Origin of the sequence: Ralstonia psammae (assembly GCF_958405935.1) — a bacterium.
Lineage (GTDB): Bacteria > Pseudomonadota > Gammaproteobacteria > Burkholderiales > Burkholderiaceae > Ralstonia > Ralstonia psammae.
Genome location: NZ_CATZBU010000010.1, coordinates 72,189 through 98,578, shown reverse-complemented (window position 1 = coordinate 98,578; position 26,390 = coordinate 72,189). Strand labels below are relative to the sequence as shown.

At 64.9% G+C, this 26,390-nt stretch carries 24 protein-coding genes; 10 read left to right on the top strand and 14 right to left on the bottom strand.

Annotation, left to right across the window (positions count from 1 at the left end; all coding sequences use genetic code 11):
- Window positions 1–37 precede the first annotated feature (37 nt).
- From R2N16_RS18610 to R2N16_RS18580, 7 genes are all read right to left on the bottom strand, one after another.
- Window positions 38–649 (bottom strand): chemotaxis protein CheC, encoded by a 612-nt coding sequence (locus R2N16_RS18610; protein WP_316667342.1) that lies wholly within the window; start codon window positions 647–649, stop codon window positions 38–40.
- Window positions 642–1,010, bottom strand: coding sequence for a response regulator (locus R2N16_RS18605; protein WP_316667339.1), 369 nt, complete (start codon window positions 1,008–1,010; stop codon window positions 642–644). Before R2N16_RS18605 ends, R2N16_RS18610 begins: the two co-directional genes overlap by 8 nt.
- Window positions 1,011–1,045: 35 nt before the next feature.
- Window positions 1,046–2,461: an ATP-binding protein gene (locus R2N16_RS18600; RefSeq protein WP_316667337.1), complete on the bottom strand. Its 1,416-nt coding sequence runs from the start codon at window positions 2,459–2,461 to the stop codon at window positions 1,046–1,048.
- 211 nt (window positions 2,462–2,672) lie between these two features.
- The gene (locus R2N16_RS18595) at window positions 2,673–4,709 is read right to left on the bottom strand and encodes a transglutaminase TgpA family protein (protein ID WP_316667335.1); all 2,037 of its coding nucleotides are present in this window, start codon (window positions 4,707–4,709) and stop codon (window positions 2,673–2,675) included.
- Complete coding sequence (locus R2N16_RS18590) at window positions 4,706–5,782, bottom strand: DUF58 domain-containing protein (protein WP_316667333.1); 1,077 nt, start codon at window positions 5,780–5,782, stop codon at window positions 4,706–4,708. The genes R2N16_RS18595 and R2N16_RS18590 overlap by 4 nt, the downstream gene beginning before the upstream one ends.
- A gap of 12 nt (window positions 5,783–5,794) precedes the next feature.
- Window positions 5,795–6,757 carry an AAA family ATPase gene (locus R2N16_RS18585; protein WP_316667331.1) on the bottom strand — a complete coding sequence of 321 codons (963 nt, stop codon included), beginning with the start codon at window positions 6,755–6,757 and terminating at the stop codon, window positions 5,795–5,797.
- Window positions 6,758–6,850: 93 nt separating this feature from the next.
- Complete coding sequence (locus R2N16_RS18580) at window positions 6,851–7,510, bottom strand: TetR/AcrR family transcriptional regulator (RefSeq protein ID WP_316667329.1); 660 nt, start codon at window positions 7,508–7,510, stop codon at window positions 6,851–6,853.
- Window positions 7,511–7,682: 172 nt separating this feature from the next.
- On the opposite strand from R2N16_RS18580, the gene R2N16_RS18575 reads away from it, so the two are divergent.
- Complete coding sequence (locus R2N16_RS18575; protein WP_316667327.1) at window positions 7,683–8,981, top strand: MFS transporter; 1,299 nt, start codon at window positions 7,683–7,685, stop codon at window positions 8,979–8,981.
- Here R2N16_RS18575 and modA read toward each other — a convergent pair whose 3' ends face one another.
- The 4 genes from modA to R2N16_RS18555 all read right to left on the bottom strand — a co-directional run bounded on the left by modA (window position 8,982) and on the right by R2N16_RS18555 (window position 12,068).
- Entirely contained in the window at window positions 8,982–9,755 is a 774-nt protein-coding gene (modA, locus tag R2N16_RS18570; protein ID WP_316667325.1) for a molybdate ABC transporter substrate-binding protein, read from the bottom strand.
- A 113-nt stretch (window positions 9,756–9,868) separates the two neighbouring features.
- Window positions 9,869–10,747 carry a LysR family transcriptional regulator gene (locus R2N16_RS18565; RefSeq protein ID WP_316667324.1) on the bottom strand — a complete coding sequence of 293 codons (879 nt, stop codon included), beginning with the start codon at window positions 10,745–10,747 and terminating at the stop codon, window positions 9,869–9,871.
- A 52-nt stretch (window positions 10,748–10,799) separates the two neighbouring features.
- Window positions 10,800–11,234, bottom strand: a complete 435-nt coding sequence (locus tag R2N16_RS18560; protein ID WP_316667477.1) for a VOC family protein — start codon at window positions 11,232–11,234, stop codon at window positions 10,800–10,802.
- Window positions 11,235–11,489: 255 nt separating this feature from the next.
- Complete coding sequence (locus tag R2N16_RS18555; protein WP_316667322.1) at window positions 11,490–12,068, bottom strand: GNAT family N-acetyltransferase; 579 nt, start codon at window positions 12,066–12,068, stop codon at window positions 11,490–11,492.
- Between the two features lie 134 nt (window positions 12,069–12,202).
- Between R2N16_RS18555 and R2N16_RS18550 the strand changes: the two genes are divergently transcribed.
- From R2N16_RS18550 to R2N16_RS18525, 6 genes are all read left to right on the top strand, one after another.
- On the top strand, window positions 12,203–12,745 hold the full coding sequence (locus R2N16_RS18550) for a winged helix-turn-helix transcriptional regulator (protein WP_316667320.1): 543 nt from the start codon (window positions 12,203–12,205) through the stop codon (window positions 12,743–12,745).
- A gap of 171 nt (window positions 12,746–12,916) precedes the next feature.
- Window positions 12,917–13,753 carry a GntR family transcriptional regulator gene (locus R2N16_RS18545; protein ID WP_316667318.1) on the top strand — a complete coding sequence of 279 codons (837 nt, stop codon included), beginning with the start codon at window positions 12,917–12,919 and terminating at the stop codon, window positions 13,751–13,753.
- A gap of 100 nt (window positions 13,754–13,853) precedes the next feature.
- Window positions 13,854–15,080 carry an MFS transporter gene (locus R2N16_RS18540; RefSeq protein ID WP_316667317.1) on the top strand — a complete coding sequence of 409 codons (1,227 nt, stop codon included), beginning with the start codon at window positions 13,854–13,856 and terminating at the stop codon, window positions 15,078–15,080.
- Between the two features lie 79 nt (window positions 15,081–15,159).
- Window positions 15,160–15,459 (top strand): type II toxin-antitoxin system RelE/ParE family toxin, encoded by a 300-nt coding sequence (locus R2N16_RS18535; protein ID WP_316667314.1) that lies wholly within the window; start codon window positions 15,160–15,162, stop codon window positions 15,457–15,459.
- A 2-nt stretch (window positions 15,460–15,461) separates the two neighbouring features.
- Window positions 15,462–15,764 carry an addiction module antidote protein gene (locus R2N16_RS18530; protein ID WP_232038729.1) on the top strand — a complete coding sequence of 101 codons (303 nt, stop codon included), beginning with the start codon at window positions 15,462–15,464 and terminating at the stop codon, window positions 15,762–15,764.
- A gap of 161 nt (window positions 15,765–15,925) precedes the next feature.
- Window positions 15,926–17,230 (top strand): MFS family transporter, encoded by a 1,305-nt coding sequence (locus tag R2N16_RS18525; RefSeq protein ID WP_316667311.1) that lies wholly within the window; start codon window positions 15,926–15,928, stop codon window positions 17,228–17,230.
- Window positions 17,231–17,322: 92 nt separating this feature from the next.
- Here the strand turns inward: R2N16_RS18525 and R2N16_RS18520 are convergent, their stop codons facing one another.
- A complete protein-coding gene (locus R2N16_RS18520) occupies window positions 17,323–19,917 on the bottom strand; it encodes a 2-oxoglutarate dehydrogenase E1 component (protein WP_428984146.1) in 2,595 nt (864 codons plus the stop codon).
- A gap of 249 nt (window positions 19,918–20,166) precedes the next feature.
- Window positions 20,167–21,798 carry a methyl-accepting chemotaxis protein gene (locus R2N16_RS18515; protein WP_316667310.1) on the bottom strand — a complete coding sequence of 544 codons (1,632 nt, stop codon included), beginning with the start codon at window positions 21,796–21,798 and terminating at the stop codon, window positions 20,167–20,169.
- A 410-nt stretch (window positions 21,799–22,208) separates the two neighbouring features.
- On the opposite strand from R2N16_RS18515, the gene R2N16_RS18510 reads away from it, so the two are divergent.
- The gene (locus R2N16_RS18510; RefSeq protein ID WP_316667308.1) at window positions 22,209–22,334 is read left to right on the top strand and encodes a hypothetical protein; all 126 of its coding nucleotides are present in this window, start codon (window positions 22,209–22,211) and stop codon (window positions 22,332–22,334) included.
- Between the two features lie 257 nt (window positions 22,335–22,591).
- Window positions 22,592–22,885, top strand: coding sequence for a hypothetical protein (locus R2N16_RS18505; protein WP_257878135.1), 294 nt, complete (start codon window positions 22,592–22,594; stop codon window positions 22,883–22,885).
- 19 nt (window positions 22,886–22,904) lie between these two features.
- Here the strand turns inward: R2N16_RS18505 and R2N16_RS18500 are convergent, their stop codons facing one another.
- Window positions 22,905–23,807 (bottom strand): type III effector protein, encoded by a 903-nt coding sequence (locus tag R2N16_RS18500; RefSeq protein ID WP_316667305.1) that lies wholly within the window; start codon window positions 23,805–23,807, stop codon window positions 22,905–22,907.
- Between the two features lie 401 nt (window positions 23,808–24,208).
- Between R2N16_RS18500 and R2N16_RS18495 the strand changes: the two genes are divergently transcribed.
- Entirely contained in the window at window positions 24,209–26,377 is a 2,169-nt protein-coding gene (locus R2N16_RS18495; protein WP_316667472.1) for a LamG-like jellyroll fold domain-containing protein, read from the top strand.
- The last annotated feature ends 13 nt before the right edge of the window (window positions 26,378–26,390 follow it).

Sequence of the window (26,390 nt, the reverse complement as noted above, 5' to 3'; positions counted from 1 at the left end):
TTCTCTCAAGGTTGGATGGCGGGCCAGTGGTGTGTTCTCAAAGCGCCTGTAGAAACTGTTCCAGTGCGCTCTTCATCTTGCGGATGGCGGTTTCGGGCAGCAGCATGACCAGCTTGGCGACAAAGCCGCCGCGCTCCAGCGTGAAACGCACCTCCAGCAGCAGCGCCACATCCCAGCGGCCGAGTTGCTCATCGGACAGCGCGTGCTGCAACGCCGACGCCGGCACAAAGCTCGGCCGCGAGAACGACAGGTTGCGCCCAAGCTGCTCGAACACGCTGCGCACACACGCACCCACCAACAGGTTGGCGATGTCGGACAGGGCTTCGCTTTCGACCTTGTGGTTCACGTCGTCGTAGCCCATCAGTTCTTCCAGTTCTTCGCGGCCGTCCTTGCCGAACAGCACGATGGCCTCGCCCGAAATGTCCGACTGAAAGGCTTGGCGCACCGGCGGTGGCGTATCGCCGGCCACGCCACCGGCCAACAGGTCGGCCCGCAGTTGCGCTGCGTTGACCAGCTTGATGCCCGGTACCGAGAGCGTGACGAATGCGCCCAGCAGTTCAGCCAGCGCGGCACCCGCCTTGCCCATGCCGATGTTGGCGATTTCCTGCAGCGCGTCGCGTTGCTCCTCGTTCAAGGTCAGGTCATTCATAGAGCCCATACCCCCGCAAGATCGGAACAATGCGTTCGGCCGACACGGGCTTCGAGATGAAGCCGATCGCGCCCAGGTCCTTGACGCGCTCGACCGCGCCCGACTGGATGTCGGCCGACACCACGATTACAAAGGCATCGTCGCCAGCGTGGCGGATCTGTTCGAGTACCTGGAAGCCGTCCATGTCGGGCATGGTCAAGTCCAGGAAGACCACCGTGCCCTTGCCGGCGCGGAACAGCTCCAGCGCCTGTACACCGTTGGAGGCCTGCGTTACCTCCACATCCCAGTCCTCGGGCAGGGCATTGATCAGAAGCTTGCGCGCCAACGATGAATCGTCGGCAACGAGCACGGGTAGCGCCATGGTGTGTCCCCTCTTTACCGCGTGAAGCGTTGAAACTACGTTGCGGCCAGCGCGATGTCGGCTGGCTTCTGTGGTTCGGTTTCTGCGCGCGCGGCAGGTGCAGCGGCTTGCCCGCACAGCGGCAACGTCACGCGAAACGTCGTGCCCTTGCCCAGCGTGCTCGATACGTCGATACGGCCGCCATGCGCCTTGACGATGCCGTAGGTGAGCGAAAGGCCAAGGCCCGTGCCCTTGCCGACGGGCTTGGTGGTGAAGAATGGATCGAAGATGCGCTTGAGGTTCTCTGGCGGGATGCCGCAGCCGGCATCGGCCACCTCCAGCCAGATCGCGGCCGCATCTGGCGCATCGCAGCCGGTGCGCACGGTGATGGTTCCGCGCCCGGTGCATTCGCCGTCGGCTTCGCCCTTGCAGGCATACGCCTGCGCCGCATTCACCACCAGGTTCAGCACCACCTGGTTGATCTGCGATGGAATGCACATCACCGGGGGCAGCGTGCTGTATTGGCGCACCAGGTCGGCCTGATATTTGATTTCGTTGTGGACGATGTTCAGGGTGGATTCAATGCACCGGTGGATGTCGACCTGCTCCCACTGGTGGGTGCTGTCCACGCGAGAGAAATCGCGCAGGTCCACCACGATGTCGCGCACACGTGCCAGGCCCTCGCGCGATTCGGTCACCAGCGCGGGCGCGTCTTCGGCCAGGTAGTCGATATCAGCCGCCTGAGCGAGCGCCGCAAGCTGCGCGTCCAGCGACGGCGCTGCCTGCGTGATCAACTGTTCCATGCCGCGCGCGTAGTCGAGCAGCGTGCCCATGTAGCGTTGCAGGCTGTTCAGGTTCGAGAGCACGAACCCCACGGGGTTGTTGATTTCGTGCGCAATACCGGCGGCCAGTTGCCCGATGGCAGCCAGCTTTTCCGACTGCAGCAACTGCTGATGCGCCTGGGCGAGTTCTTCATTCAGCGTGGACAGTTGCGCATTACGCACCGTGAGTTCCTGCAATGCGTCGGTGACGGTCTTTTCGCGCTTTTGAAGCTCGCCGTACGCCAGGCAAACATCGGTGGCGTCGATCAGCGTAATGCCCACGGCAATCACCACGCCATTGGCATCTTCGATTGGAATAAAGCTGCAGTTCTGCTGCATCCATTCAATCGTGTCGGTAATGGGCCGCGTATGACGAAAACGGAACAGATACGGCCGGTGCTCCCAGGTCGTATATGCCGACACGCCCAGCACAAATACGCTCTCGATTTTCTTGCGCAGCCATTTTTCCGGCAACTCCGGAAACAGCGCAAACATGTCGTGCCCGATCACCTCGTCGCTCGCGCGGCCGCTGTGGTATTGCATAAAGCGGTTCCACGAGAGGATGCGCATCTCGCGGTCCACCGAGAACACGCCGCAACTCACCAGTTGCGCGATGGCCTCGGATAATTGGGATTGGGTAATGTCTGCCATGCTGGGCTGCAGTGGGGCAAATACGGCGTTTGCTTAGGACCACTTTGCATCCGTGGCGCCTTCCCATGCATATCGACCGAGTTTTGCCCAGGCAGATAAGTAGAAACCCCATTTACTTAAAAATAGGGTGTGCTGAAAGTGCTGCCAGCAAGACTTAATCCCGTCGGATTATCAGGAAAATGATGCGTCGCGCACTAACGAAAAAAGACTCTCAACCTCGCAGCGGCACCTGGACGAGCGCCTTGCGCCATTGCGCAAAACGCTGGGCGCGCGCTTGGGCATCGCCGTCGTCACGGCCGTAGCGCAGCGCAACGTAGCCGGCTGCGGCTTCTCGCAACGCCTGCGCGGCTTGCGGGAATTGCGCCGCGGCACGTTCGGCATAGGCCATGGGCCCTTCGGTCGGACTGCGCGGGCAACCATGCCGCGCCAGGCGGTCACACAGGCGTTGCCACTGCACCTGCACCGGGTCGGGTTTCGGCTTGCGCTGCTGCCACAACAACGGCAGCGCCGCGAGCAGAAAGATGCCCGACACGCCCCACAGCACCGCGCGCGGGTCGGCGGCATCCAGCCCCAGCCAAGCGAAGAGCTGCGCCTGCCGGTTGCGGTCGTAGCCGAGCACCCAGCGGTTCCAGCCGCTGATGAGGCCGTCCAGCCCCCAGCGCACGCTGCGCAGCCAGTTGGGTTCTTCTGCGCGGCGCGAGCGGAATTCGCTGGCGGGCACGGCGGCGGCCAGACCACGCTCCACACGCTGCGGCGCAACGGCGGCGGTCGGGTCCACACGCACCCAGCCGCGTCCATCGAGCCACACCTCAGCCCAGGCATGCGCATCGGACTGGCGCACGATGATGTCGCCGCTCACGGCATTCACCTCGCCGCCGAGGTAGCCCACCACCACACGCGCCGGCACGCCCGCCGCGCGCATCAAAAAGACGAAGCTGCCCGCGTAGTGCTCGCAGAAGCCACGGTGCGTGCGGAAGAGGAAATCATCGATCTGCTGATCCTGCAGCGGCTCCGGCTCAAGCGTGTAAGCAAACGGTGCGCGGCCAAACAGTTTGAGTGCGGCCGATACGCGCTCGGCGGGCGGCAACTCCGCCCAGTGCGCGGCCAACGCACGCGATTGCGGATTGCCCGGCGGCAACGCCAGCGCCATTTGCTGCGTGCGCGGGTCGAGCGGGCTCGCATCGTCCGCGCGATTGCGCCCAGGCAGCCGCGAGCGCGCGTGATACCGCACGCGCTGGTCCAGCGGCTGCGTGCTGATGAATTCGCCGTCAACGCTGCGGCCGGTGCCGTCGCGCGCCTCGATCGACTGGCCGCGATCCAGCGCAAACAGCCAGCGCTGACGCGTCGGTTCCAGCGTGATGTTGTAGTCGAACACGCCGGGCGCATCGCCGATATCGTCCGCAGAATTGGGTACGCTTTGCGGCGCGGGACGCTGCCGCATCGACGCAGCCGTCCACGTCTGACCATCGAAACGCCACAGCACCATGCCGCGCCAGTAGAGCGTGTCGAGCGGTGGTGGCGCGCCAGCAAAATCGACGCGGAAGGCAAGATCATCCGAGAGGATCAGCTGGCCGACGGAGCCGGGCGCCATGCGGTCAGACAGGCCGCTGACGGCGGTGTCGGCAGCTTGCGGCAGGCGCCACAGCGGATGATCCAGCCGCGGGAACAGCAGGAACAGCACTGCCGCACACGGCAAACCCATGAGGACCAACCGCGCCAGCACCCGCGCAGGCGACACGCGCGTGCGCGCCTGCGGATGCAGGAGCAACAGCCAGTTGCGCAACAGCAGCGCCACGGTCGCCAGCATGGTGGCGGCCAGCCAGGGCGGCTGGTCGAACAGCACCTGCGAGAGCAACACGAAACAGCACAGCTGCGTAACGAGCACGCCGTTGCGCACCGTGTGGGATTCCATCAGCTTGAGCACGAGAAACGCGCCGAGCAGCGCCACCGACAAATCCCGCCCGATATTCCCGCCGGTGCGCATGGCGAGCGCCAGCGTAACGATCAGCGTCGCCACGCCAGTCAGCCCCAGCACCCACTTGCCCGGCAACGGCGCGCGCCGCACCCACAAGAGCGTGCGCCAGAGCAGCAGCACGCCAAATACGGCGCAGGTCACCAGCGGCAGCGCGCGCAGCAGCGGCACGAGCACGACAGCAAGCTGCGCAATCAGCCAGCCGTGTTCGCGATGGGTAAGCGCGCGGGCGGCGCCGAAGGCGGCGGCTTCGGTGCCGAGGGTGGCAGTCGTCATGTGGCTTCGTCTTCCGGCATCGCAGGCTTGCCCCACAGAGCCAACGCACGCAGACATGCATCCCGATGTGCAGCACCTCGCGCCGGCCCAATGACAGCGCCGGGCAGGCTCAGCGTGTATTCGGGCTCATCGCCGGCGGGTGCGTGCTCGGCGGCCAGCACCCAGGCGCACAGGCGCGACAGGCGTTGCTCCACGTTCATCGACGGCGGCAGCGCTTCCCAGGCCAGCACGCATTGCGCGTGGCGCACTTGCTGGCCGGTGCGGCTCATCCACGTGTCGAGCCGCGCGCTGTGCTTCCACGCAATGCTGCGCAGTGCGTCGCCGGGGCGGTAGGTGCGCAGTTGGTCTGCGGCTTCTTCGACATGGGTGCGGGCGGCGCGCGTGTCGTCTTCCTCGCCGGGATCGGGCGCAAAGCTGGCGGGCAGCGGCGGCGCAGAGGGTTCCGGCGCGGGATAGACGAGCAATGTCAGCGGCGCATCGGCATAGCTCCACGCGCGAAACAAGCCGAGCGGAAAACGCGTCGACACCGTCAGGCGCGGCAGCTTGAACCACCCGCGCGGCTGATCGGCGAAAGACAACGCGGCCACGATGGCGTCCTGCGCGTCGAGCGATGTTTCCACCGCGGCGGCTTGCGTCGCGCTCACCTCCACACCCACGCGCGCCCACGGTGTGACGTTGGCCAGCGCCACACCCACATTCAACGCATGCCCGGCAAACACCGCGTCGCCCACTGCACCGCGCACTTCCAGATCAACAAGGTTGCGATGCGTCTGCCACATGGCGGACGCCGCCACGCCGGCCAGCACGAAGGTCAGCAGAAAACCCAGGCTCACGTTGTAGTTGAGCGAGGTGAGCAGCATCACCATCAACAGCAGCGCAAAACCCGCACCGGCCGCGGTGGGCAGAATGTAGACGTGATTGCGATCCAGGCGGATGCGGCCCTCGCGCGGCTTGCGCGGCCGTTGCAGAAAGCGTTGCACGCGCGCACGCGCAAAGCGGACGCCGGGCAGCGTCGCCAGGCCCGCGCCCAGCACACGCAGCGGCACGAGCAGCAGAGAAGTGAAACGCGCCATGGCGCTGCGTGCTTAAGGGATGGCAACCGTATCGAGCAGCCGCTGCGCCAGCGCGGTAGCCGACAACGTACCGCCCGTCGGCAGCAGCCGATGTGCCGCCACGGCCTTGAATACGGCTTGCACATCTTCGGGCAGCACGGCATCGCGGCCATCGATGAGCGCCCAGGCGCGCGCCGCCGCCAGTAACGCCAGCCCGGCACGCGGCGACAGCCCCATCTGGACCTGCGCATCGGTGCGTGTGGCGTTCACCAGCGCGAGCACGTAGTCGACCAGTGCCGGCGCCACATGCACGGCATCGGCGGCCGTCTGCAACGCAACGACTTGCGCAGCCGTCAATATGGGCTCGATGTTCTGAGGTGCACCGCCGCCCAGGTACAGCGCGCGCTCCGAACTTTGATCGGGATAGCCCAGCGACAGCCGCATGGTGAAGCGATCCAGCTGCGATTCCGGCAACGGATGCGTGCCGATCTGGTTCAGCGGGTTCTGCGTGGCAATCACGAAGAACGGCTCGGGCAAAGGATATGTGGCCCCATCATGCGTGACCTGCCCTTCGGCCATCGCTTCGAGCAGCGCGCTTTGCGCCTTGGGCGTGGCGCGGTTGATTTCGTCCGCCAGCACCACCTGCGCGAACAGCGGGCCCGGGTGGAATTCGAATGCGCCCTTCTCTTTCACGTAGATCGACACGCCGATCAGGTCGGTCGGCAGCAAATCGCTCGTGAACTGCACGCGCTGGTATTGCAGCCCGAGCGTGCGGGCCAGCGCATGCGCCAGCGTGGTCTTACCCACGCCCGGCAGGTCTTCGAGCAGCAGGTGCCCGCGCGCGAGCAAACACGCCAGCGCCAGGCGGATCTGCAGCGGCTTGCCGAGCACGATGCGATCGAGCGCGCGTTGCGCCTGCGACAACGCAGCCGGCAATGTGAGCGGCGTGGCCGGTGTCGTACGAACGGGAGCGAGCGGGACTTGGTTGGGCGTCATCGAGGTGCAGCCGAGGCAACAATGCCAGCGAGTGTAGCGGCATCGCACGACACCCGTGCGCCCATGTCTTGTCTGCGTGAGCGCGCTACAACATCAGTCCGGTTTGCGCGCGGGGATAGCCGCATCGAGCAACACGCGTGCCGTGCGCGGCAGGCTCTTGATGAGGCGCGGCGCATCGGTACCGAAGGTCTGGCTGGCGGTATAGGCCCCTTCGATCAGGAAGGCGAGGTCGTCCGCCAGCGCATCGGGGTCCGTCGCGCCCGCGGCTTGCGCGCGGTCACGCAGGCGGGCGAGCAACAGCGCCTTGTTGCGCTGGACGAACTGGCGCGCCGGATGCGTCAGGTCCGGAAACTCCGCCGCGACATTCACGAACGGGCAGCCCCGGTAGCCCGGGCGTGAAGCGCGTTCGGAGACATCCATGAAGAACTGCAGCAGTTGCGCGCGCGCATCGTCCGGGTGCTTGGCCATGCTCGCGTTGAAGTAGCCCCAGAAGCTCTCGTCGCTGCGCTCCAGGTAAGCGATGACGAGATCGTCCTTCGATTTGAACTGGCGGTACAGGCTCATCTTGTTGACGCCGGCCTTCTCGACCACGGCCTCGACGCCCACGGCCCGCACGCCTTCGTAGTAAAACAGTTGGCGAGCCGCTTCGAGCAGGCTGGCGTGCGCGTCCTCACCGCTGACGCGGCGTGGCGTCGGCTTGGGTTGATCAACGGTGGAAAGCGCGCGCGGTCCGCGACGGTTGAGGGTGGCCATGGTGGTGCTCCTGCAGGCACGGCGGGAGACAAATCCCCAGCCATGCCGGTGTCATTCGAGTGCTGCTTGACATGTTACCGATCGGTACCTACTATCGCAACCACGTTGTTACCGACCGGTAACGAATGCGATATTGTCGCCCCAAACAAGAATCGAAAGAATCGGACATCCCATGCAGCGACTTGCCCGCCTCATCGCCCCACGTCTGCACTACAGCTGGCTTGCGCTGGCTGTGGTGTTCCTGATCCTCTTGTGCGCGGCCGGTACGCGCGCCACACCCAGTGTGATGATGCTGCCGCTCGAGCACGAATTCGGCTGGAGCCGCAGCACGATCTCGCTGGCCATCTCGATCGGTATTGCCCTGTATGGGCTGACGGGGCCGTTTGCGGCGGCGTCGATGCAGTATTTCGGCATCCGCCCGACGGTGCTCGGTGCGCTGGCGGTGCTGGTTTCAGGCACGGCACTCTCGGCGCTGATGCACGAGCCGTGGCAGATGGTGCTGCTGTGGGGCGTGATGGTGGGCGGCGGCACGGGCGTGGCAGCTATCACGCTGGGTGCGACGGTAGTCAACCGCTGGTTCACATCGCATCGTGGGCTGGCCATGGGCATCCTGACGGCCAGCTCGGCCACGGGGCAGCTCGTGTTCTTGCCGATGATGGCGGCGGTGGTCGAGCACTATGGCTGGCGCCCGGTGGTGCTGATCGTGGCCGGCGCGCTCGCGCTGTTGTTGCCGATCGTATGGCTGCTGCTGCCCGAATCGCCCAAGAGCGTCGGCCTGCGCACCTATGGCGAACCCGCCGATGCGCCGGAAGTCGATCAGGGCCCGCGCGCCAACCCGATCACCCTGGCCGTGCAGACGCTCGTGCAGGCAGCACGCAAGCGCGATTTCTGGCTGCTGTTTGCCAGCTTCTTCATCTGCGGCGCAAGCACCAACGGCTACATCGGCACGCACTTCATCGCCATGTGCGCAGACCACGGGTTCTCTGAAGTGAAGGGTGCGAGCCTGCTCGCTGCCATGGGGATCTTCGATCTGGTCGGGACCACGCTGTCGGGCTGGCTGTCCGACCGCTACAACAGCCGCGTGCTGCTGTTCTGGTACTACGGCCTGCGCGGGCTGTCGCTGATCTACCTGCCGTATGCGTTCGGATTCGAGTTCTTCGGACTGCCGGTGTTCGCGATCTTCTACGGCCTGGATTGGATTGCCACCGTGCCGCCCACCGTGCGCCTGACCAACGATGTGTTCGGCAAGGCCGCCGCACCCATCGTGTTCGGCTGGATCGTCGCGGGGCATCAGTTGGGCGCGGCCTTCGCCACGCTGGGCGCGGGCATGATGCGCGCCTCGCTGGGCAACTACACGCTCGCGTCGATGATCTCGGGCGGGCTGTGCGTGGCGGGCGCTTTCCTGGTGCTGCGCATTCACCGCACGCCCAAGCAGGATGCCGAGCGTGCGGGGCAGCCGGCTACCGCGTAATCAAGGTTTCAGGAAACCGTACCTGGCCAGCACTGCCTGGCCAGCCGGCGACAGCACATACGCCACGAAGTCGGCCGCTGGCTGCGGCTGCTTCGTGCCCGACGTCACGGCGATCGGGTAGGTGAGCGGCACATTCAGCGGCACGGCGCTCGCCACCTTCACCTTGTCAGCGGCGATGGCGGCATCGGTAGAAAACACCAGGCCGGCCTCGACCTCGCCGCGCGACACATAGTCCAGCGCCTGGCGCACGTTCTGCGCCAGCACCGCCTTGGCCTCCACCGGCCCCCACAACTTGGCCACTTCGAGTGCACGCTTGGCATAGCGGCCCACCGGCACCGACGCCGGATTGCCGATCGCCACACGCTTCACTTCGGGCCGAGTGAGATCGGCCAGCGCATGCACGGGCACCGTGCCGGTGGCGGGCACGATCAGGACAAGCTGGTTGGCGACAAAGTCATGACGCGATTCCGCCTTGATGACCTTCTCTGCCACGGCCTTGTCCATCGCCTCCTGATCGGCGGAGGCAAACACGTCAGCCGGCGCGCCGCGCACGATCTGCTGCATCAGCACGTCTGACGCGCCGAAGTTGAGTACAACCTTGGTGTCCGGATGCAGCGCTTCGTACTGCTGCGCGATCGCCTTGAAAGCATTGGTTAGGCTGGCGGCCGCCGAAACCACCAAGTCCGCCGCATACACAGGCGCAGCCAAACCCAATGAAAGCACAGCGACCAGACCCATGGTGCGCACATGCGTGCGAAGCGAAAAGCGTTGCATGAGAAACCCAGAGGGAGAGATGGCAAAGAGATCGCCCGTAATATACGAGTCGATATAACGCTTGGTCAACGCACAACCTGAATGCCGGATATCAGGCTCTCGCCATGTGGCCTTCAGGTGCGATCGGCTCGCGCGGCTTCGTCAATGCAATCGGCAAGCCGCCCGGCAATGGGCTGGCGGCTATGGCGTGGGCGCTCGATCAGGCCGATCTCTCGGTAGAAGGTGTCGTCGCCCAGGCTGATGGCACGTGTACCGGGCGGCCAGGTGTGTTGCGCGGCGGTCTGCGGGGCGAGCGCGACGCCCTGCCCGCGTGCCACGAGTTGCGTCATGCCTTGCAGCTCGTCGAGTTCGATCACGTCGTGCGTGGGGACGTGCTGGTCGCGCAGGAACTGGTCGACACGGCGGCCGCCGAACGAGCGGCGGTCATAGCGGATGAACGGTTGATGCGTGAGCAGCGCGCGCCAGTCGTCGCCGGGCAGGCTGGCAGGCACCAGCAGCACGAAGGGCTCGGCCACCAGCGTGCGCCATTCCAGGTCGGCCGGTACCGCAAACGGCGGGCGGATCAGCACGGCCAGGTCGATCTCGCCGGCATCCACCAGGCCGAGCAGGTCAAGCGAGACACCCGGCAGGATGCGTGCGCGGCAATGCGGGAATTCGGCGCGGAACTGCACCAGCGCGTCCACCAGGAACGACGTCTGCACCGAAGCGATCGCGCCGATGCGCACAAGGCCGCGCTGCTCGTTGCCGCCGGCCTGGTCGCCCAGACGGGTGTACAGCGTGACGATGTGTTCGGCCAGCGCCAGCGCATCGCGCCCGGCGGCGTTGAGCGTGGCCGAGCGGCCCGTGCGGTCAAACAATTGGAAGCCGAGCGACGCTTCCAGCCGCTGGATCTGCGCGCTCACGGCCGACTGCGTCAGGCCGATGCGCTCGCCCGCACCGGCAAAGGTGCCGTGCCGGGCGACGGCGATGAAGGTCTGGAGTTCTCGAAGCATGAGGCGCGCGGATCAGAGCAGAAGCGCAAGGATACGCGCGCGCAGCGCCGTCTTACTTGGCAAACAGCGACGCCATGTTGGCAAACGCCTTCATCTCCATCGCATTGCCCGACGGATCGAGGAAGAACATCGTGGCCTGCTCGCCCACTTCGCCCTTGAAGCGGATGCGCGGCTCGATGATGAAGTCGATGCCGGCGGCGCGCAGCTTGTCCGCTGCCGCTTCCCACTCGGCCATGGAGAGCACCACGCCGAAGTGGCGCACGGGCACGTTGTCGCCATCGACGGTGCTGGTCTTGCGGTGGCCGATTTCGTCCGGCGCGAGGTGCGCAACGATCTGATGGCCGTAGAAATTGAAATCGACCCAATCCGGCGAGCTGCGCCCTTCCGGGCAGCCGAGGATGTCGCCGTAGAAAGCGCGCGCCGCGGCAATGTCGTGCACGGGAAAGGCAAGGTGAAATGGGGCAAGCACAGGCCTGACGTCGTTCATGTCGCTCATGGTGTGGGGCACCGACTAGGAAGGGTTGGAATCAGGCGGCACCGGCACGCGGTGGGGGGGCCACCCACGCACCAGGCCACGTGGGAAAGTCTATGTGGATCCATTCATCCACAAAAGCGATGTTTTTTGGAACTGAGCACCATCAATATCGATTGATGAGACCAAAAAAGACGCCGCTCAACGGCGGCGAAAGAGACACACGGTAGGCGCACCTGCGTGAGCGCAGGCGCGCGAAGCTGGGACAGTTCAGGCGAAAACGAACGGCGTCATGGCCGCTTCAACATCAGCCAGCGGCAGGCGCACGGTGCAGACGGTGGCATCGCCCGGCACATTGGCAACGTGGAAGCCCGCATCGCGCGCCAAGCTGATCATGCGGCGGTTGATGGACAGCACCTCGCCGAAGACTTCGCGCGCGCCGGATACCCGCGCTGCGCGCACCAGCGTGGCAAACAGGCGCCGGCCGACGCCCTTGCCCTGCCACGCATCGGCCACAAGCATGGCGAACTCGGCCACGCCGTCTTCAACGACGAAGCGGCCATCGGCGATCAGGTCTTCGCCGGTGCCGTCGGGGCGCGCCACGCTCACGACCAGCGCCATGTGGTTCACATAATCGATTTGCGTGTAGGCGGCGAGCATCTCGTCGGTCAACCGGCCACCGCCCACCAGGAAGCGCGCATAGCGCGACTCCGACGACAACCCCTCAACCAGAGCGGCCTCAAGCGGAGCGTCTTGCGGCAGAATCGGGCGCACGGTGGCGATGGAGCCGTCATGCATGGTCCAGCGGTCGATCCATTCGGCGGGGTAACGGTGGATGGTGTAAAGCATGGGGATCTCCTCACGCGATGGATCGTTGTTATTGACCGCCAGCACGGGATCACCGCCTGACTTTCTAATTTGAAGCTAGATTAGCAGAAACCCTGACTTTTGCAAGTAAAGTCAGAATTGACTATGCTTTTACCATGAGAATTCCGGAACCCCTCCCCGTCCCAGCGGCGTCCGAGCTTGTGACGTCGATGGAAGAGCCCTGCTCGATTGCAGCCGCCGTGTCGATCGTCGGCGAAAAATGGACGCTGCTCGTGCTGCGGGAGGCGTTTTCGGGCGTGACGCGGTTTGACGAGTTTTTGCGCCGCACGGGGTGCTCGTCGGCGATCCTGTCGTCGCGGCTCAAGGCGCTGGTGACGTACGGCATCCTGCGCCGCGTGCCGTATCAGGAACCGGGCGACCGCGTGCGCGACGCCTACCGGCTCACACGGGCGGGCGTCGATCTGCTGCCCGCCATCGTCGCGCTGATGCAGTGGGGCGACCGCTACCTCACGCCCGACGGCGAAGGCCCGATCCTGTTGCGCGACCGCGAAAGCGGCACGCCGATCCACGTGGCGCTGGTCAATGCGCTGGGCGAACCGGTTGCGCCCAAGAACTCGATGCGCGAGCGCAATCCGCGCTACGGACAGGGCGAAAATCCTGCCGCCACGGCCACTGAGACGCCGCCGGCCAACGGGTAACACACAACTTTACAGGCCCGGCAAAACCCCCTATCGTCGCGGATGAATGGGCAAACGGCCGCGTTCGACCCGGCTTTCCGACGCATCCCGCGCCTTTGTGCCATCGCCCGACGGCCGCCCCTCCTGATTTCGCCCTCGACCTCGCTGCTCACGCCCGGAACCACGACTGCCATGCCCGATGCCGTGGTACCGCTCTACCACCAGATCTACGTCGTCCTGCGCCAACAGATTCTTGAGGGCCGGTTCAGTGACGGCCCGATGCCCGGCGAAATCGAGTTGGCCCGCCAGTTCGGGGCCTCGCGCGTCACGATGCGGCGCGTGTTCGACTACCTCGTCAAGGAAGGTCTGGTACGCCGCCATCGCGGCATGGGCACCTTTGTGGTCAAGCCCGATGACCCGGTCACGATGGGCGGCGGCGCCCAGACGCTGCTGCAGAACATCATCGACGTGGGCGAGCGCACCTCCGCCGTCGTCGTCGAATTTGAAGACGTGCTGGCCCCGCCCGACGAAGCCAAATGCCTGGAAATCGCGCCTGGCACGCCGATCAAGAAACTCGTGCGCGTGCGCCACCTGGAAGACACACCCATGGCGCTCATCACGACGTGGCTGCCGCTGGACGTGACGAGCAAGCTCACGCTTGACCGCCTGGCGAACCAGTCGCTGCTGCGGCTGATCGAGGGCTCGGGCGTGCGGATCGATCGTGCGTCGCAGGTGGTTTCTGCACGTTTGGCCGATGTGGCGACGGCGCAATATCTGGACGTGGCCGTGGGCGCGCCGCTGCTTTCTGTCCAGCGCATCGTGCGCGAGATGAGCGGGCGCCCGGTGCAACTGCTGCAGGGCCTCTACCGACCCGACCGCTACGAATACCGCATGGAACTGTCGCGCGTGGGCGAAGACCGCGCTCGCCTGTGGATCGACAACGCCGGCCACGACGTACAGGGCGGCCACAGCGAAGACGTGGACGAGGCGCCCGCCTCAGTCCCCAACCCGGCCAGCCACCGCGCCTGACACCACCACCAGCAAGGTTATTGGCCGTCAGCAGGCCCAAAAGAAAATTGTTAGCATCGCCGCTTCGCTGCGATGCAGCAATTTCCTTCATGAGGTTTCCATGTCGACCTCGCCTGCGTCCCCCACGCCTGCCGCTGCCACCACAACACCTGCCGCACCTGACACCCAAGGGTTGATCCGCCTGCTTACGGCCGGTGCGGGCATCAGCGTGGCGTGCATTTACCTGAACCACCCGCTACTGGGCCTCATCGGCCGCGACCTTGCCATCGCGCCGCACGCGCTGGGCGTGTTGCCGACGCTCACGGCGGCAGGGTATGCCAGCGGCATCTTTTTCTTCGGCCCGCTGGGCGACCGCTACGATCGCCGTCTCGTCATCCTGTGGAAGGCCGTGCTGCTCACGCTGGCGCTCATCGCCAGTTGCCTTGCACCCAACCTGCCACTGCTGGCAGCGGCGGGCTTCGCTGTCGGGCTGTCGGCCACCATCGCGCAGGACTTCGTGCCCAGCGCCGCCGCCATCAGCACCGACGACAACCGCAATCGCAACATCGGCACGGTCATGACGGGGCTGTTGATCGGCATCGTCGGCTCGCGTGTGTTCAGCGGCATCGTGGCGGACCACTTCGGCTGGCGCGCGGCATTCGGCGTGTCAGCGGTGGCGATTGTCGGGCTGGCAATTGCCGTGCGCGCTGCCCACTTTGGTGTGGCGCCGTCCCCCGCGACCATGCGTCAGCCTTACCTCACGCTGCTGCGCTCCCTGGGCACGCTGTTCGCGCAGCACCCGCGGCTGCGCGCGTCGGCCATCACGCAGGCGTTCATCGGCATTGCGTTCTCGGGCTTCTGGTCCACCGTGGCACTGCATCTGACGAGTTCGCTCGGGCTGTCGACGGGGCAAGCGGGTCTGCTGGGCCTGGCCGGCGCAGCAGGCGCGCTGGGCGCGAGCATTGCCGGACGGTTGTCGGGCCGCGTTGCGCCAGGCCACATCGCAGCAGGCGGCGCGTTGCTCATGGCAGTAACGTTTGCCGCGATGACGCTGTTCCCGCAATCGCTGATCGCCATCGTGATCGGCACGCTGATCTTTGACGTGGGCGTGCAGGCCGCGCTGGTGTCGCACCAGACCATCATTTACGCATTGGCGCCCGAAGCGCGCAGCCGCATCAACGCGGTGTTCATGACGGCGCTATTCATCGGCATGTCGGTGGGCGCGTATGGCGCGAACCTGGCGTGGACGAGCGCGCGCTGGACTGGACTGATGGCGTTCTGCACGGCGGCGGCGCTGGTGGCGCTGGGGTTGCGTGCAGTGTTCAACGTGCGGCAGGGGGCCCGTTGACAAGCCCGCTCGGCATTGCGGTTGTGACCATTTGTGAACTATAGTTTACAGGTCGAAGTGCGATCCTTAGCATCCCCGCATGCTGACGATCCGCACCACCACCGCTTTCGACACCTGGTTTTCGAAGCTGCGTGACAAGACTGCGCAGCGCCGTATCCAGGTGCGCATCGACCGCTTGCAACTGGGTCATCCAGGTGATGTGAAGCCTGTCCGAGCTGGTGTCAGTGAACTACGCATCAATCACGGCCCCGGCTACCGGGTGTATTTCGCCCAGCGTAGCGCAGTACTGATCATCCTGTTATGTGGCGGTGACAAGTCGACACAGGAAGCCGACATCCGACGCGCGATTGAGTTGTCGCGCCATCTCGACGTGGAGTGACCATGCCTAACGACAAACCCGTCAAAACCCGCCCGTGGGACTCCGCCGAGCATCTCAAGACCGAGGCCGACATGGCCGCATATCTGGACGCGTGCCTGGAGGAAGCGGCCGACGACCCCGCATTCATCACCCACGCGCTGGGCGTGGTGGCCCGAGCGCGCGGCATGACGCAGCTCGCACGTGACACCGGCATGACGCGCGAAGGGCTGTACAAGGCCTTGTCCGAAGAAGGCAACCCGAGCTTTGCCACTGTGCTCAAAGTCATGCGGGCGTTGGGTATTCGCCTGCATGCGGTCGCGGTGTAAGAGGCCGGGCGTACCCGTTTCTGCGTAACCTCCGCAGGCCTCCGGCAACACACCATCTCATCCATCGGGGCAATTCCGGGGCGCGACAACTTGCGACATGTCGCTACAATTCTGAGGGTCAGCTTAGGCTGCCCACAGAACAACCACACCGAGACGCCCTCATGGATAGCACTGCCACCCCGCACGCGGTTGACCCGCACGACACACGTCGCCGCATCTTTGCCATCGTCGGCGCGTCGTCGGGCAACCTCGTGGAATGGTTCGACTTTTACATCTACGCGTTCAGCTCGCTGTACTTTGCGCCGGCGTTCTTCCCGAGCGGAGACCGCACGACGCAACTGCTGAACACAGCGGGTGTGTTTGCGGCTGGCTTCCTCATGCGGCCGATTGGCGGCTGGCTGTTCGGCCGCATTGCCGACAAGCGCGGCCGGCGCACCGCGATGATGATCTCGGTGCTGATGATGTGCGGCGGCTCGCTGCTGATCGCGGTGCTGCCGACCTACGCGCAAATCGGCGCACTCGCCCCGTTCCTGTTGCTCGTGGCGCGGCTGTTCCAGGGTCTGTCGGTGGGCGGGGAATACGGCACCAGCGCGACCTACATGAGCGAGGTGGCACTGCAGGGGCGGCGCGGCTTCTTTGCCTCGTTCCAATATGTGACGCTGATCGGCGGCCAGCTGTGCGCGGTGCTCGTGCTGGTGATCCTGCAGCAACTGCTGACGACGGCCGAGCTGAAAGCCTGGGGCTGGCGCATTCCGTTCGTGGTGGGCGCACTGACGGCGCTGATTGCGCTGTACCTGCGTAAATCGCTGCACGAAACGCAGACCGCCTCGGCGCGCAAGGCAGAGCACGCAGGCACGATCCGCGGCGCGTGGCAGCACAAGGGCGCGTTCCTGCGCGTGATCGGCTTTACCGCCGGCGGCTCGCTGATCTTCTACACGTTCACGACGTACATGCAGAAGTACCTCGTCAACACGGCACACATGGAGACCAAGACCGCCTCCAACGTGATGACGGTCGTGCTGTTCGTCTACATGCTGCTGCAGCCGGTGTTTGGTGCACTGTCCGACCGTATCGGCCGCCGCAATTCGATGCTGCTGTTCGGAGCCCTCTCGGTGCTGGGTACGGTGCCGCTCATGAATGCGCTGGCCACGGTGTCCAGCCCCTTCGCGGCCTTCGGCCTCATCACGGTGGCGCTCGCGATCGTCAGCTTCTATACGTCGATCAGCGGGCTGATCAAGGCCGAGATGTTCCCGCCGGAAGTGCGTGCGATGGGCGTAGGCCTGTCGTATGCGATTGCCAACGCGGTGTTCGGTGGCTCGGCGGAATACGTGGCGCTGTGGTTCAAGCAGGCCGGCACTGAATCGACGTTCTATTGGTATGTGACGGCGCTGTGCGCGGTGTCTTTCATCGTGACGTACTTCATGCCTGATCCGAGCAAGGAAGGGTATCTGCGCCACGAGCCGTAATTGCGGCCTGGCGTTTCAACGACAAGCCCCTACCGCGACCACCGATTTCTCAAACGGCGCTCGCAGTAGGGGCTTTCTGCATCGCCCTCCGGCTAACGCAGCGTGCCGAACGCGGCCGCAACCAAACGCCGCTGCTCCGCTTGATGGGCACGCACCGATGCATGCGCGCCCGACGGCGTAGCGCTGCGGCACACGCTGGCCAGTCGGCACCCCTCTGGTAGGCACATCTCCAGCGCGTCGCGCACGAAGCGCCATGCGCCCTGGTTGGCATCTTCTTCCTGCGCCCAGACGATTTCATTCAGGTTCGGGAACGCCGTCAGTGCGGCCACGAGTGCCTCCTGCGGAAACGGGTAGAGCTGCTCAACGCGAACCAACGCCACATCCGCGCGGGCATCGCGCTCGCGCAGCGCGAGCAGTTCGTAGAAGAACTTGCCGCTGCACAGCACCACGCGCGTAATGGTTTGCCGATCGGCCACCCCGGCGTCGGCCAGCACCGGCATGAAGCGCCCGTCGATCACGTCCCGCACGCGCGAATGCGAACGCCCGTTGCCATAGAGTTCCGACTTGGGCGACATGACAATCAACGGCTTGGGCGTTGCCAGCGTGGCTTGCTCGCGTAGCAGATGGAACCACTGGCCCGACGTCGACGGCACGACCACGCGCAAGTTGCCCTCCGCGCAAAGCTGCAGGAAACGCCCCAGGAATCCGTTGGAATGTTCCGGCCCGACCCCCTCGTGGCCGTGCGGCAGCAACATGGCCAACGCCGATTGGCAACCCCACTTGTATTCACCCGAAGCGATGTACTGGTCGATCAAGACCTGCGCGCCGTTAGCGAAATCGCCAAACTGCGCCTCCCACAACGTCAGCCGCGTGCGGGTCTGTACGCTGTAGCCGTACTCGAAGCCCAGCGCGGCTTCTTCCGACAACGGGGAGTTGACGACATCGAACGCGCCCTGGCACGGCGCCACGTGCTGCAGCGGAACGTACCGGTCGCCCTCGTCAGACACCATCGCCTGCGAATGCCACACCGCGTGCCGGTGCATGAACGTGCCGCGCCCGACATCCATGCCGGACAGCCGGATGCTGTGCCCGTCTTCGAGCAGCGTGGCATGGGCGAGGTTTTCAGCCAGGCACCAGTCCACCGCATGCTCGTCGCTCGATACCGCGGTACGCCAGCGCTCGCACAGGCCGCGCACAACATCGTGCAGGAGCACGCCGTCGGGCGGTGTGGTGAGCGTCTGCGTCAACGCCTGTACGCGCTGCGATGACAACGGCTGAAGCTGGCGACGCGCAGCGCTCGGCAACGCAACGTCGGACGCACGCGGCGCCATGCCGGGGGCACGCTGCAAATCACGCACGGCCGCTTCACGCAACTCCGCCAGACGCGTCGATTCCGCACTGGCAACGTGATACTGCTCCGTGACCGTCGGGTGCGCGGCAATGGCCGCGTGCAGCGCGGGCTGCGTCACGGCAGGCGTGTCGTGCTCCGAATGCCCCAGGCGGCGATAGCCGATCAGATCGATGACGATATCGGCGCCGTGCTCCATGCGGTATGCGATGGCAATGCGTGCGGCACGCAAGACGGCTTCGGGGTCGTCCGCGTTGACGTGGAGCACCGGGGCATCAACCATGCGCGTCACGTCGGTGCAGTAGTCGTTGGCACGCACGTCCATCACGTTGGGTGTCGTAAAGCCGATCTGGTTATTGACGATCACGTGCACGACCCCGCCCGCCGTGTAGCTGTTGCGGCGGGTCAGGTTCAGTGTCTCCATGACAACACCTTGCCCGGCGAATGCCGCATCGCCATGCACCATCACCGGCAGGCACGGCGTGCCGGGGTGCTCGTCCAAATGCGCGCGCGCCATGCCGCAGACGATCGGGTACACGCTCTGCAGGTGCGATGGGTTGGGTGCCAGCACCAGCGTGATCTCATCGCCCGCAACTGCCCGACCCGCGAGGCCGCCGAGGTGATATGGCAGATCCCGCTGGGCGAATGCGACGTCTGAATCCGGATCGAGCCGATCCAGCATGCCCCGTGCGTCAAAGCCCATCACGTTGACGAGCGTGTTCAAGCGCCCACGATGCGGCAAGCCGAGAAACACCTGCCGCACGCCGTGGCCGGCCCCTTCCTCGACAAGCGTATCGAGCAACGGCACCAGGCTCTCGCAGCCCTCCAGAGAGAAACGCTTGGCATGTGCAAACGTGCCGGCGGCAAGGCGCTCCCACATCTCCGCCGCCACCAGCCTGCGCAGCAGCCAGCGCTTCTGGTCGGGGGCGAGCGGCGGCGCCAGCAGTTCAGCCTCCATGCGGGCGTAGAGCCACGCGCGGCGCTGACGCTTGCGCACGCTGCTGCAATCGAGACCGATCGTCCCGCAGTACACGCGCTTGAGCTGCCATTCGAGTTCCTGCATCGTCGTCGCCGTGGGCAGGACCGTGCTTGCCGGCTCGCGCTTCTGCGCAGGGTCGAGGCCGTGAAACCGCAGGCGAAGCTCGGGCACCTCGGGCAGGGGCACGCGAGCGAGCGGGTCCAGGCGCGCGCGACGATGCCCATGCTCACGATAGGCTTCGATGAACTGCGTGACAGGGGTGGATGGGGGCGCCGCCAAGGCAGTGCCGATCAGCGCGGTCGACGGGTCAAACGTTGCGGCCAAACCCGGGTCGGCCATTTGAGGAGCGTGCGAAGACATGGTTGTTCAGGAGATAAGAGACACCGTGGGTTGATCCCACCATCGGCACTCCGGCGCACCCGCGCGCGCAATCCTCCGACCAGCACAGCGGTTGCGCAGCAGACGCGTGTTCGGCAAATGGCGGGACCGTTCGAAGCGCCAAAGCAGGCGCTACGTCGATTCCTTCTGTTACGAGCCGCCAGGCGACGGCCCGTGCCTCCTCCGTTGGACTGCTGACTGCAACATCACTGCGGTAACGACAACGACAAATTACGAAAGCGTTTGTGCGCGCGCCCAGCCCGCGTGTGCCAGGGTGGCCGTCTCGCCCTGCGTGCCATGCGCATGGTCCGGCGCGTCGCCATGCAACTTGAAGGCGCTGACCATATCGGCCAGCTGATCGGCCTGGCCCTGCAGCGCCTGCGCCGATGTCGCGCTCTCTTCCACCAGCGAGGCGTTTTCCTGCGTGGCCTTGTCCATCTGCGTGATGGCCTCGTTGATCTGCTCGATGCCTTCACTCTGCTCACGGCTCGATGCGCTGATCTCGGAAACGATGTTCGTCACGTTCTGGATACCGGCCACCACATCGCGGATGATCTGGCCGGCCTCTTCCACCTTGGCGGTGCCGGAGCCGACGTGGCTGACCGAATCTTCGATGAGCGCCTTGATCTCCTTGGCCGCTGCGGCGCTGCGCTGTGCAAGGCTGCGCACCTCGCCCGCCACCACGGCAAAGCCGCGGCCCTGCTCACCGGCGCGGGCGGCTTCCACTGCGGCGTTGAGTGCCAGGATGTTCGTCTGGAACGCGATGCTGTCGATCACGCCGATGATGTCGACGATCTTGCGTGACGACGCGTTGATGGTGCTCATGGTTTCGATCGCCTCGTCAACGGCATCGCCGCCCTTGGTGGCCACCAGCGATGCGTTGGATGCCAGGCGGCTGGCTTCCTGCGCGTTGTCTGCGTTCTGCTTGACGGTGGACGTGAGCTGTTCCATGGCCGCCGCCGTTTCTTCCAGCGAGCTGGCCTGCTGTTCGGTCCGGCTGGAGAGATCGATGTTGCCGCTGGCCACCTCACGCGATGCGCGGGTGATGGTGTCCGTTCCGCCACGCACACGGCCGACGATGCCGTGCAGGTTCTCGGTCATGTGCTTGAGCGCAGCCAGCAGGCGGCCAATCTCGTCTTGCGTGCCGACCTCCAGACGATGTGTCAGATCGCCCTGCGCCACGGCCTCGGCCAGATGCACGGCACGGTGGATCGGGCCGGTGATCGTGCGGGTGATGAAACCGCCCGTGGCAATGGCAAGCAGGGTTGCCAGCACGGCCAGCACGATCATCTGGATCTTCGCGTTCGCGCCTTGTGCGGCCGCTTCGCCCACGTCGTGCTCCATCTCGCTGGCCTGGTGGTCCACCATCTTGTCGACCAGCACGTAGTACTGGTCTTGCAGCCGGCTCATGTCACCCTGGTACAGAACGCGTGCGTCTTCCGGCTTGTTGGCATCGACCAGCTCGAAGAACTTGCGCACGCTGGCACCGTAAGCGGAGCGCGCGTCGAACTGTTCCTTGAAGAGCGCCTTGCCCGCGTCGGTCGTCAGCATCTTCTCCAGCCGCCCATACGCCTGGCCGTTGGCCTGGCGGATGGCCGCGTAGTCGCTCATGTACTTCGCTTTCTGCTCGGCTGACGTGGCCAGCAGCAGATTGCTGAGGATGCCGTTGGCCTTGTAGCCGTTGTTCTTGATCTGGTTGCTCAGTGCGATCAGCGAATAGCGTTCGCTGACGATCCGGCCCATCTTGGTGTTGTTGTCGTCCAGCCGTTGGATGCCGACCGTGGCAGTCCCGATCAGCAGCGCCACGACAAGCGCGAACGCTGCACCAAGGCGCACCCCGATCTTCATATCCGAGATTCTCATTTGCTTCATTCCTGTTTCAGCGGCTTCAGAGAGAGACGTCATGACCTGGGCAGCGCCATCGCCTTGACCATCTGGCGATGCACTCAGGTGCATGCGTTGAAGCAGGAGCATCTCGAAGACATGTGCGGCTGTCGTTGACCGATCTTCAAAACCGTCGCGCTGCAAGATTGCCCAGGCTGCTTCGATCGGAAATGACGGCACCGCCAAAGGAATCTTGAATGCGATGCCAATACAACAACGCGCCTCGAATCCGTGCATGCGACGGGGCATGCAAGTGCCTGATCGGAGCCTGCATGGCGCCAACCCTGGTGTGGGCGGCACATCTGATCAAAATGAAGAGAACGAACGCGCACCAAAGTTGAGCTTTTTGAATCTTGGCCGCGCGAAAACTTCCGATCTGAAATTATTTTATGTCTCGTATGCAGATGGAAAACGCGTTGACCATCGTGCAGTCATACGCCGCTGCTACTGTCTCTGCCGCCCGAGATGCCACGCTGGCCGAACGGACTGCGGCCACGGCCTGCAGCGTGACATGAGCGCGTCGGAACACCCATCGGCTTCATGACGTCTTGGCTTCGACCCCACTCAGTCGATCAACGCTGTGCTGTTGTGTCCATCAATGGCCGAGAGCCTTGCCAGCCCCAAGGTGTTCCATGGCTTCGTGCGCATCCATCAGGATGCGTAGCGCAACGAGAATTGTTGAGCTTCTCGCTCGACGGTGGTCCATACAATCGACGTCAGCGGTCTGCCTTGCTGCGCGGACGCCACATGTTGCCGACCATTTGAACCCTTGATGATCGATCCAAACGAGCTCGAGGCGTTGAACGTCTCGATCAACGCCAACCTGGCCCATGTCTCAAAACTGGGCGCGCGCGTCGTTGTCATGAGCCGCTTCATTGCCGCCGTCTTTCCGCACGTACCGGCCGGCGAATGCGCCGCCATCGAGCGAACCTTCCGGCGCGAGGTCAACAACGCCATGTCGATGACGAGCGACGAGCCCGTGCCAGGTGCGTACGAGGAAGCGCTGCTGAACGAGGTCAACCTGTTGATTGCCGCGTTGAAGCAGCGCTCGCAGATGCTGCTGTAAGCCGGTTGCGCCGTCACACTCACGCGGCGGCGTGGACACCAAACCGCTGCTGGATCAACGCCGAAGGGTAGCGGTAATTCCAACGAAGCTCGGTGCCGGCCGCCACGGGTTCGGTGGTGAAGAATGCGCGGATGGAAAAGCGCTGCCCGCCGCATGAAACGGCCCGGAACACGGCACCTTCCATGTTGTAGCCGGTCTCGGATTGCCGATCCGGCTGGTCGCCCGCGTAGGCGAACACGGTGTTGGCCATCGCGAGGATGTTCTCGCCGTCGACCCACGATTCGATGCCGTCCGCGGTGGTGGACAGCACGAACGCGTCTTCGATGCAGGTGTAGTACGTGGCGGGGGTCATCAGCCGGCCGCCGTACACGCCCACGCATTCACCCGCAGCAATATCCCGCGCGGCAAACACACCGCGCTCGCCCACGAGGGCATGTTCGCGTGCGTCACGCAGATCGTCGGGTCGCATCAGCCTGCAGAGGAGCGTGCTGCTGTACAGCGCGCCCCGCGCCTCGGGTGCAGCACCGGCTTGCAGGTAAGGCCAGACCGCACTGGCGGGGTAGCTGCGCGGGCTGCCGGCCGGGTGGCCGGTGTCGGACAACGTATGGATGATGATGGGCAGGCTGGCTTCATCCCGAAACGGATAGCGCGTATCCACCTCGGGCGAGTACTGCAATCGCGCAATCGCATGCGTGCGCTTGAACGCGGCGACCTGCTCGTGCAGCCTGCGTACGCAGCGCATGACGACCTCGTCGTCCGGCTGGTTGGCCGCGAGTTCCAGAATCTCGGCGTTGAGCGCCTGCACCACCGCGTACAAGGCCTCGTGCCGGGCCGAGAGTTCAGCCGCCTCGGCAGCCTGACGGATGTACCGATCAATGCGCTCAACCAGCGCGTCTGCGGAAGGTGATACGGAGCAAGACATGGAGCAATGTGAGTAAGGCGAGCTGTGCCGGGTGGCAACCACCATAGCGGCTGCGCCACCGCCCGCGCCGCATGCAGGCGAAGCCGGGCTGCACCGGCCGAAGTACGACACGACACGCTCCGCGGCTTTCTCAAGAAAGCTCATCAAATCTGCCATTTCGTTGAAGGCATCGACGCACCGTGTCATGGCATGCCGCAAAACACGTCATCCCTCGTCAGTGGGGGATATGGCACGGTTCATGCACCTTGCTCCGCGTCTGATGACAACGATAACGACGGGCGGGTGAGATGAAACAAGAAGACAAACGGGTCGACCGGGGCGGGCGAGCCCCTGCGCATTCGACAGACACGCGCCTGCATGGCGTCATTGCCGATGTGTCCCGGCGGCATTTCGTACTGGGGATGGGTGGGGTGCTTCTGGCGGGCTGTGGCGCAGGCAGCGGTGGCACAACAACGGGGGGTAGCACGCAGTCGACTGACGGTTCGGTGTCGGGTACGCCGGCCGCTTCGTCGCCCGTGGCCAGCCCTGCGCCGGCCCCCAGCCCAACGGTGCAGAGCTTCACGCACCCGGGCCTGCTGCACACCGAAGCCGACTTCGCGCGCATGCGCACCAAGGTAGCGGCCAACGCCTCGCCGTGGGTCGACGGCTGGAATGTGCTCACCGCCAACAATCACACCAGCCTGACGCGCAACCCCAACCCGCAGACCGCCATCTACCGCGGCAATGACGGCGTGCATGCCGAGAACTACAGCATCCTCTACAACGACGTGGCAGCCGCCTATGCGTGCGCCCTGCGCTGGAAGGTCTCGGGCGATACCGCCTACGCTGACAAGGCGGTGCAGTACCTGGACGCGTGGTCGTCCACGCTCACCGTGATCGGCGGCGACAGCAACGCGGACTTGGCTGCCGGCATCTACGGCTACGAGTTCGCCAACGCCGGCGAGATCATGCGCAGCTACAGCGGCTGGAGCGCCAGCGGCCTCGCTGCGTTCCAGGCGCTCATGCGCAACGTCTTCTACCCCATCAACCACGATTTCCTGAACCGTCACAACGGCACCGAGATCACGCATTACTGGGCCAATTGGGACTTGTGCAACGTCGCCTCGGTGCTGGCCATTGGCGTGCTGTGCGACGACGCCGATCTCTTCAACGAGGCCATCACGTATTTCAAGCTTGGCGCGGGCAACGGCTGCATCGAGCAGGCCGTGTACTACGTGCACCCCGGCTATCTCGGCCAGTGGCAAGAAACCGGCCGCGACCAGGGCCACAACACGCTGGGCATCGCACTGGGCGGCGCCATCTGCGAGATGGCATGGAACCAGGGCGTCGACCTGTACGGCTACGACAACAACCGCTTCCTGGCCGGTGCGGAATACGTGGCCAAGGCTAACCTGATCCAATCGGGCACCACGTTCTACACCGTGCCCTACGTCACCTACCAGAACGTGGACGTGACGCAGAGCGTGTTCGCAACAGGCGGCCAAGGCACCATCCGCCCGTGCTGGGCGCTGGTCGCCAATCACTACATCAATCGCAAGGGCCTGGCCGCGCCTTACAGCCAGCAGTTTGCCAATCAGATCGCGCCCGAAGGCGGTGGCGGCAACTACGGCCCCAACAGCGGCGGCTATGATCAGCTCGGCTACGGCACCCTCACCTGCACGCTGGATGCGGGCACGCCGGCCAGCGCGCCCACTGGTGTCACGGGCTATGCCAGTGCCGGTAGCGCCGTGCTGTCATGGTGGGGCTGTAGCGGCGCCACCAGCTACAACGTCAAGCGCGCCACCATTGCCGGTGGCCCGTACAGCATCGTCCAGAGCGGCATTACCGATCTGCTGACCTGCACCGATACGCCACCCGCGGCCGGCACGTACTTCTACGTCATCACCGCGCAAATGCCGTCCGGTGAATCGGCAGCATCCAATGAAGTGAAGGTCATCACCGCGATGCAGCTGCACACGCAACTGGCCTTTGACGAAGGCACGGGCACCACAGCCGCCGACAGTTCAGGCAACGGCCACGCTGGCACGCTCAACGATGCGGCAGCGTGGGGCACGGGGCACAGCGGCAACGCGGTCTCGCTCAACGGCTCGGGCGCCTACGTTGCGCTGCCTAACGATCTATTGACCGATGTGTCGGACTTCACCATTTCAGCCTGGGTGTTCTGGAACGGCTCACAAACCTGGGCGCGCATTTTCGACCTTGGCGCCGGCACCGGCCGCTACCTGATGCTCACCCCGAACAACAACGCGGGCGTCATGCGCTTTGCCATCACCGTCAACGGCCATGGTGACCAGATGATCGACGCCCCTGCCGCCCTGCCGTCCAAGCAATGGGTGCACGTGGCCGTCACGCTGTCCGGCGCAAGCGCAACGCTGTATGTGAACGGCGCGGCCGTCAACACCAACACCGCCATGTTCCTGGCGCCGTTCCGCCTGGGCAGCACCACGCAAAACTGGCTGGGCAGATCGCAATACAGCGCCGATCCCACATTCAATGGGCGGATCGACGATTTCCGCATCCACCGTGGCGCGTTAAGCGCTGCGCAAATCGTGTCCTTGATGAACAGCTGACCGGAGACCCTCG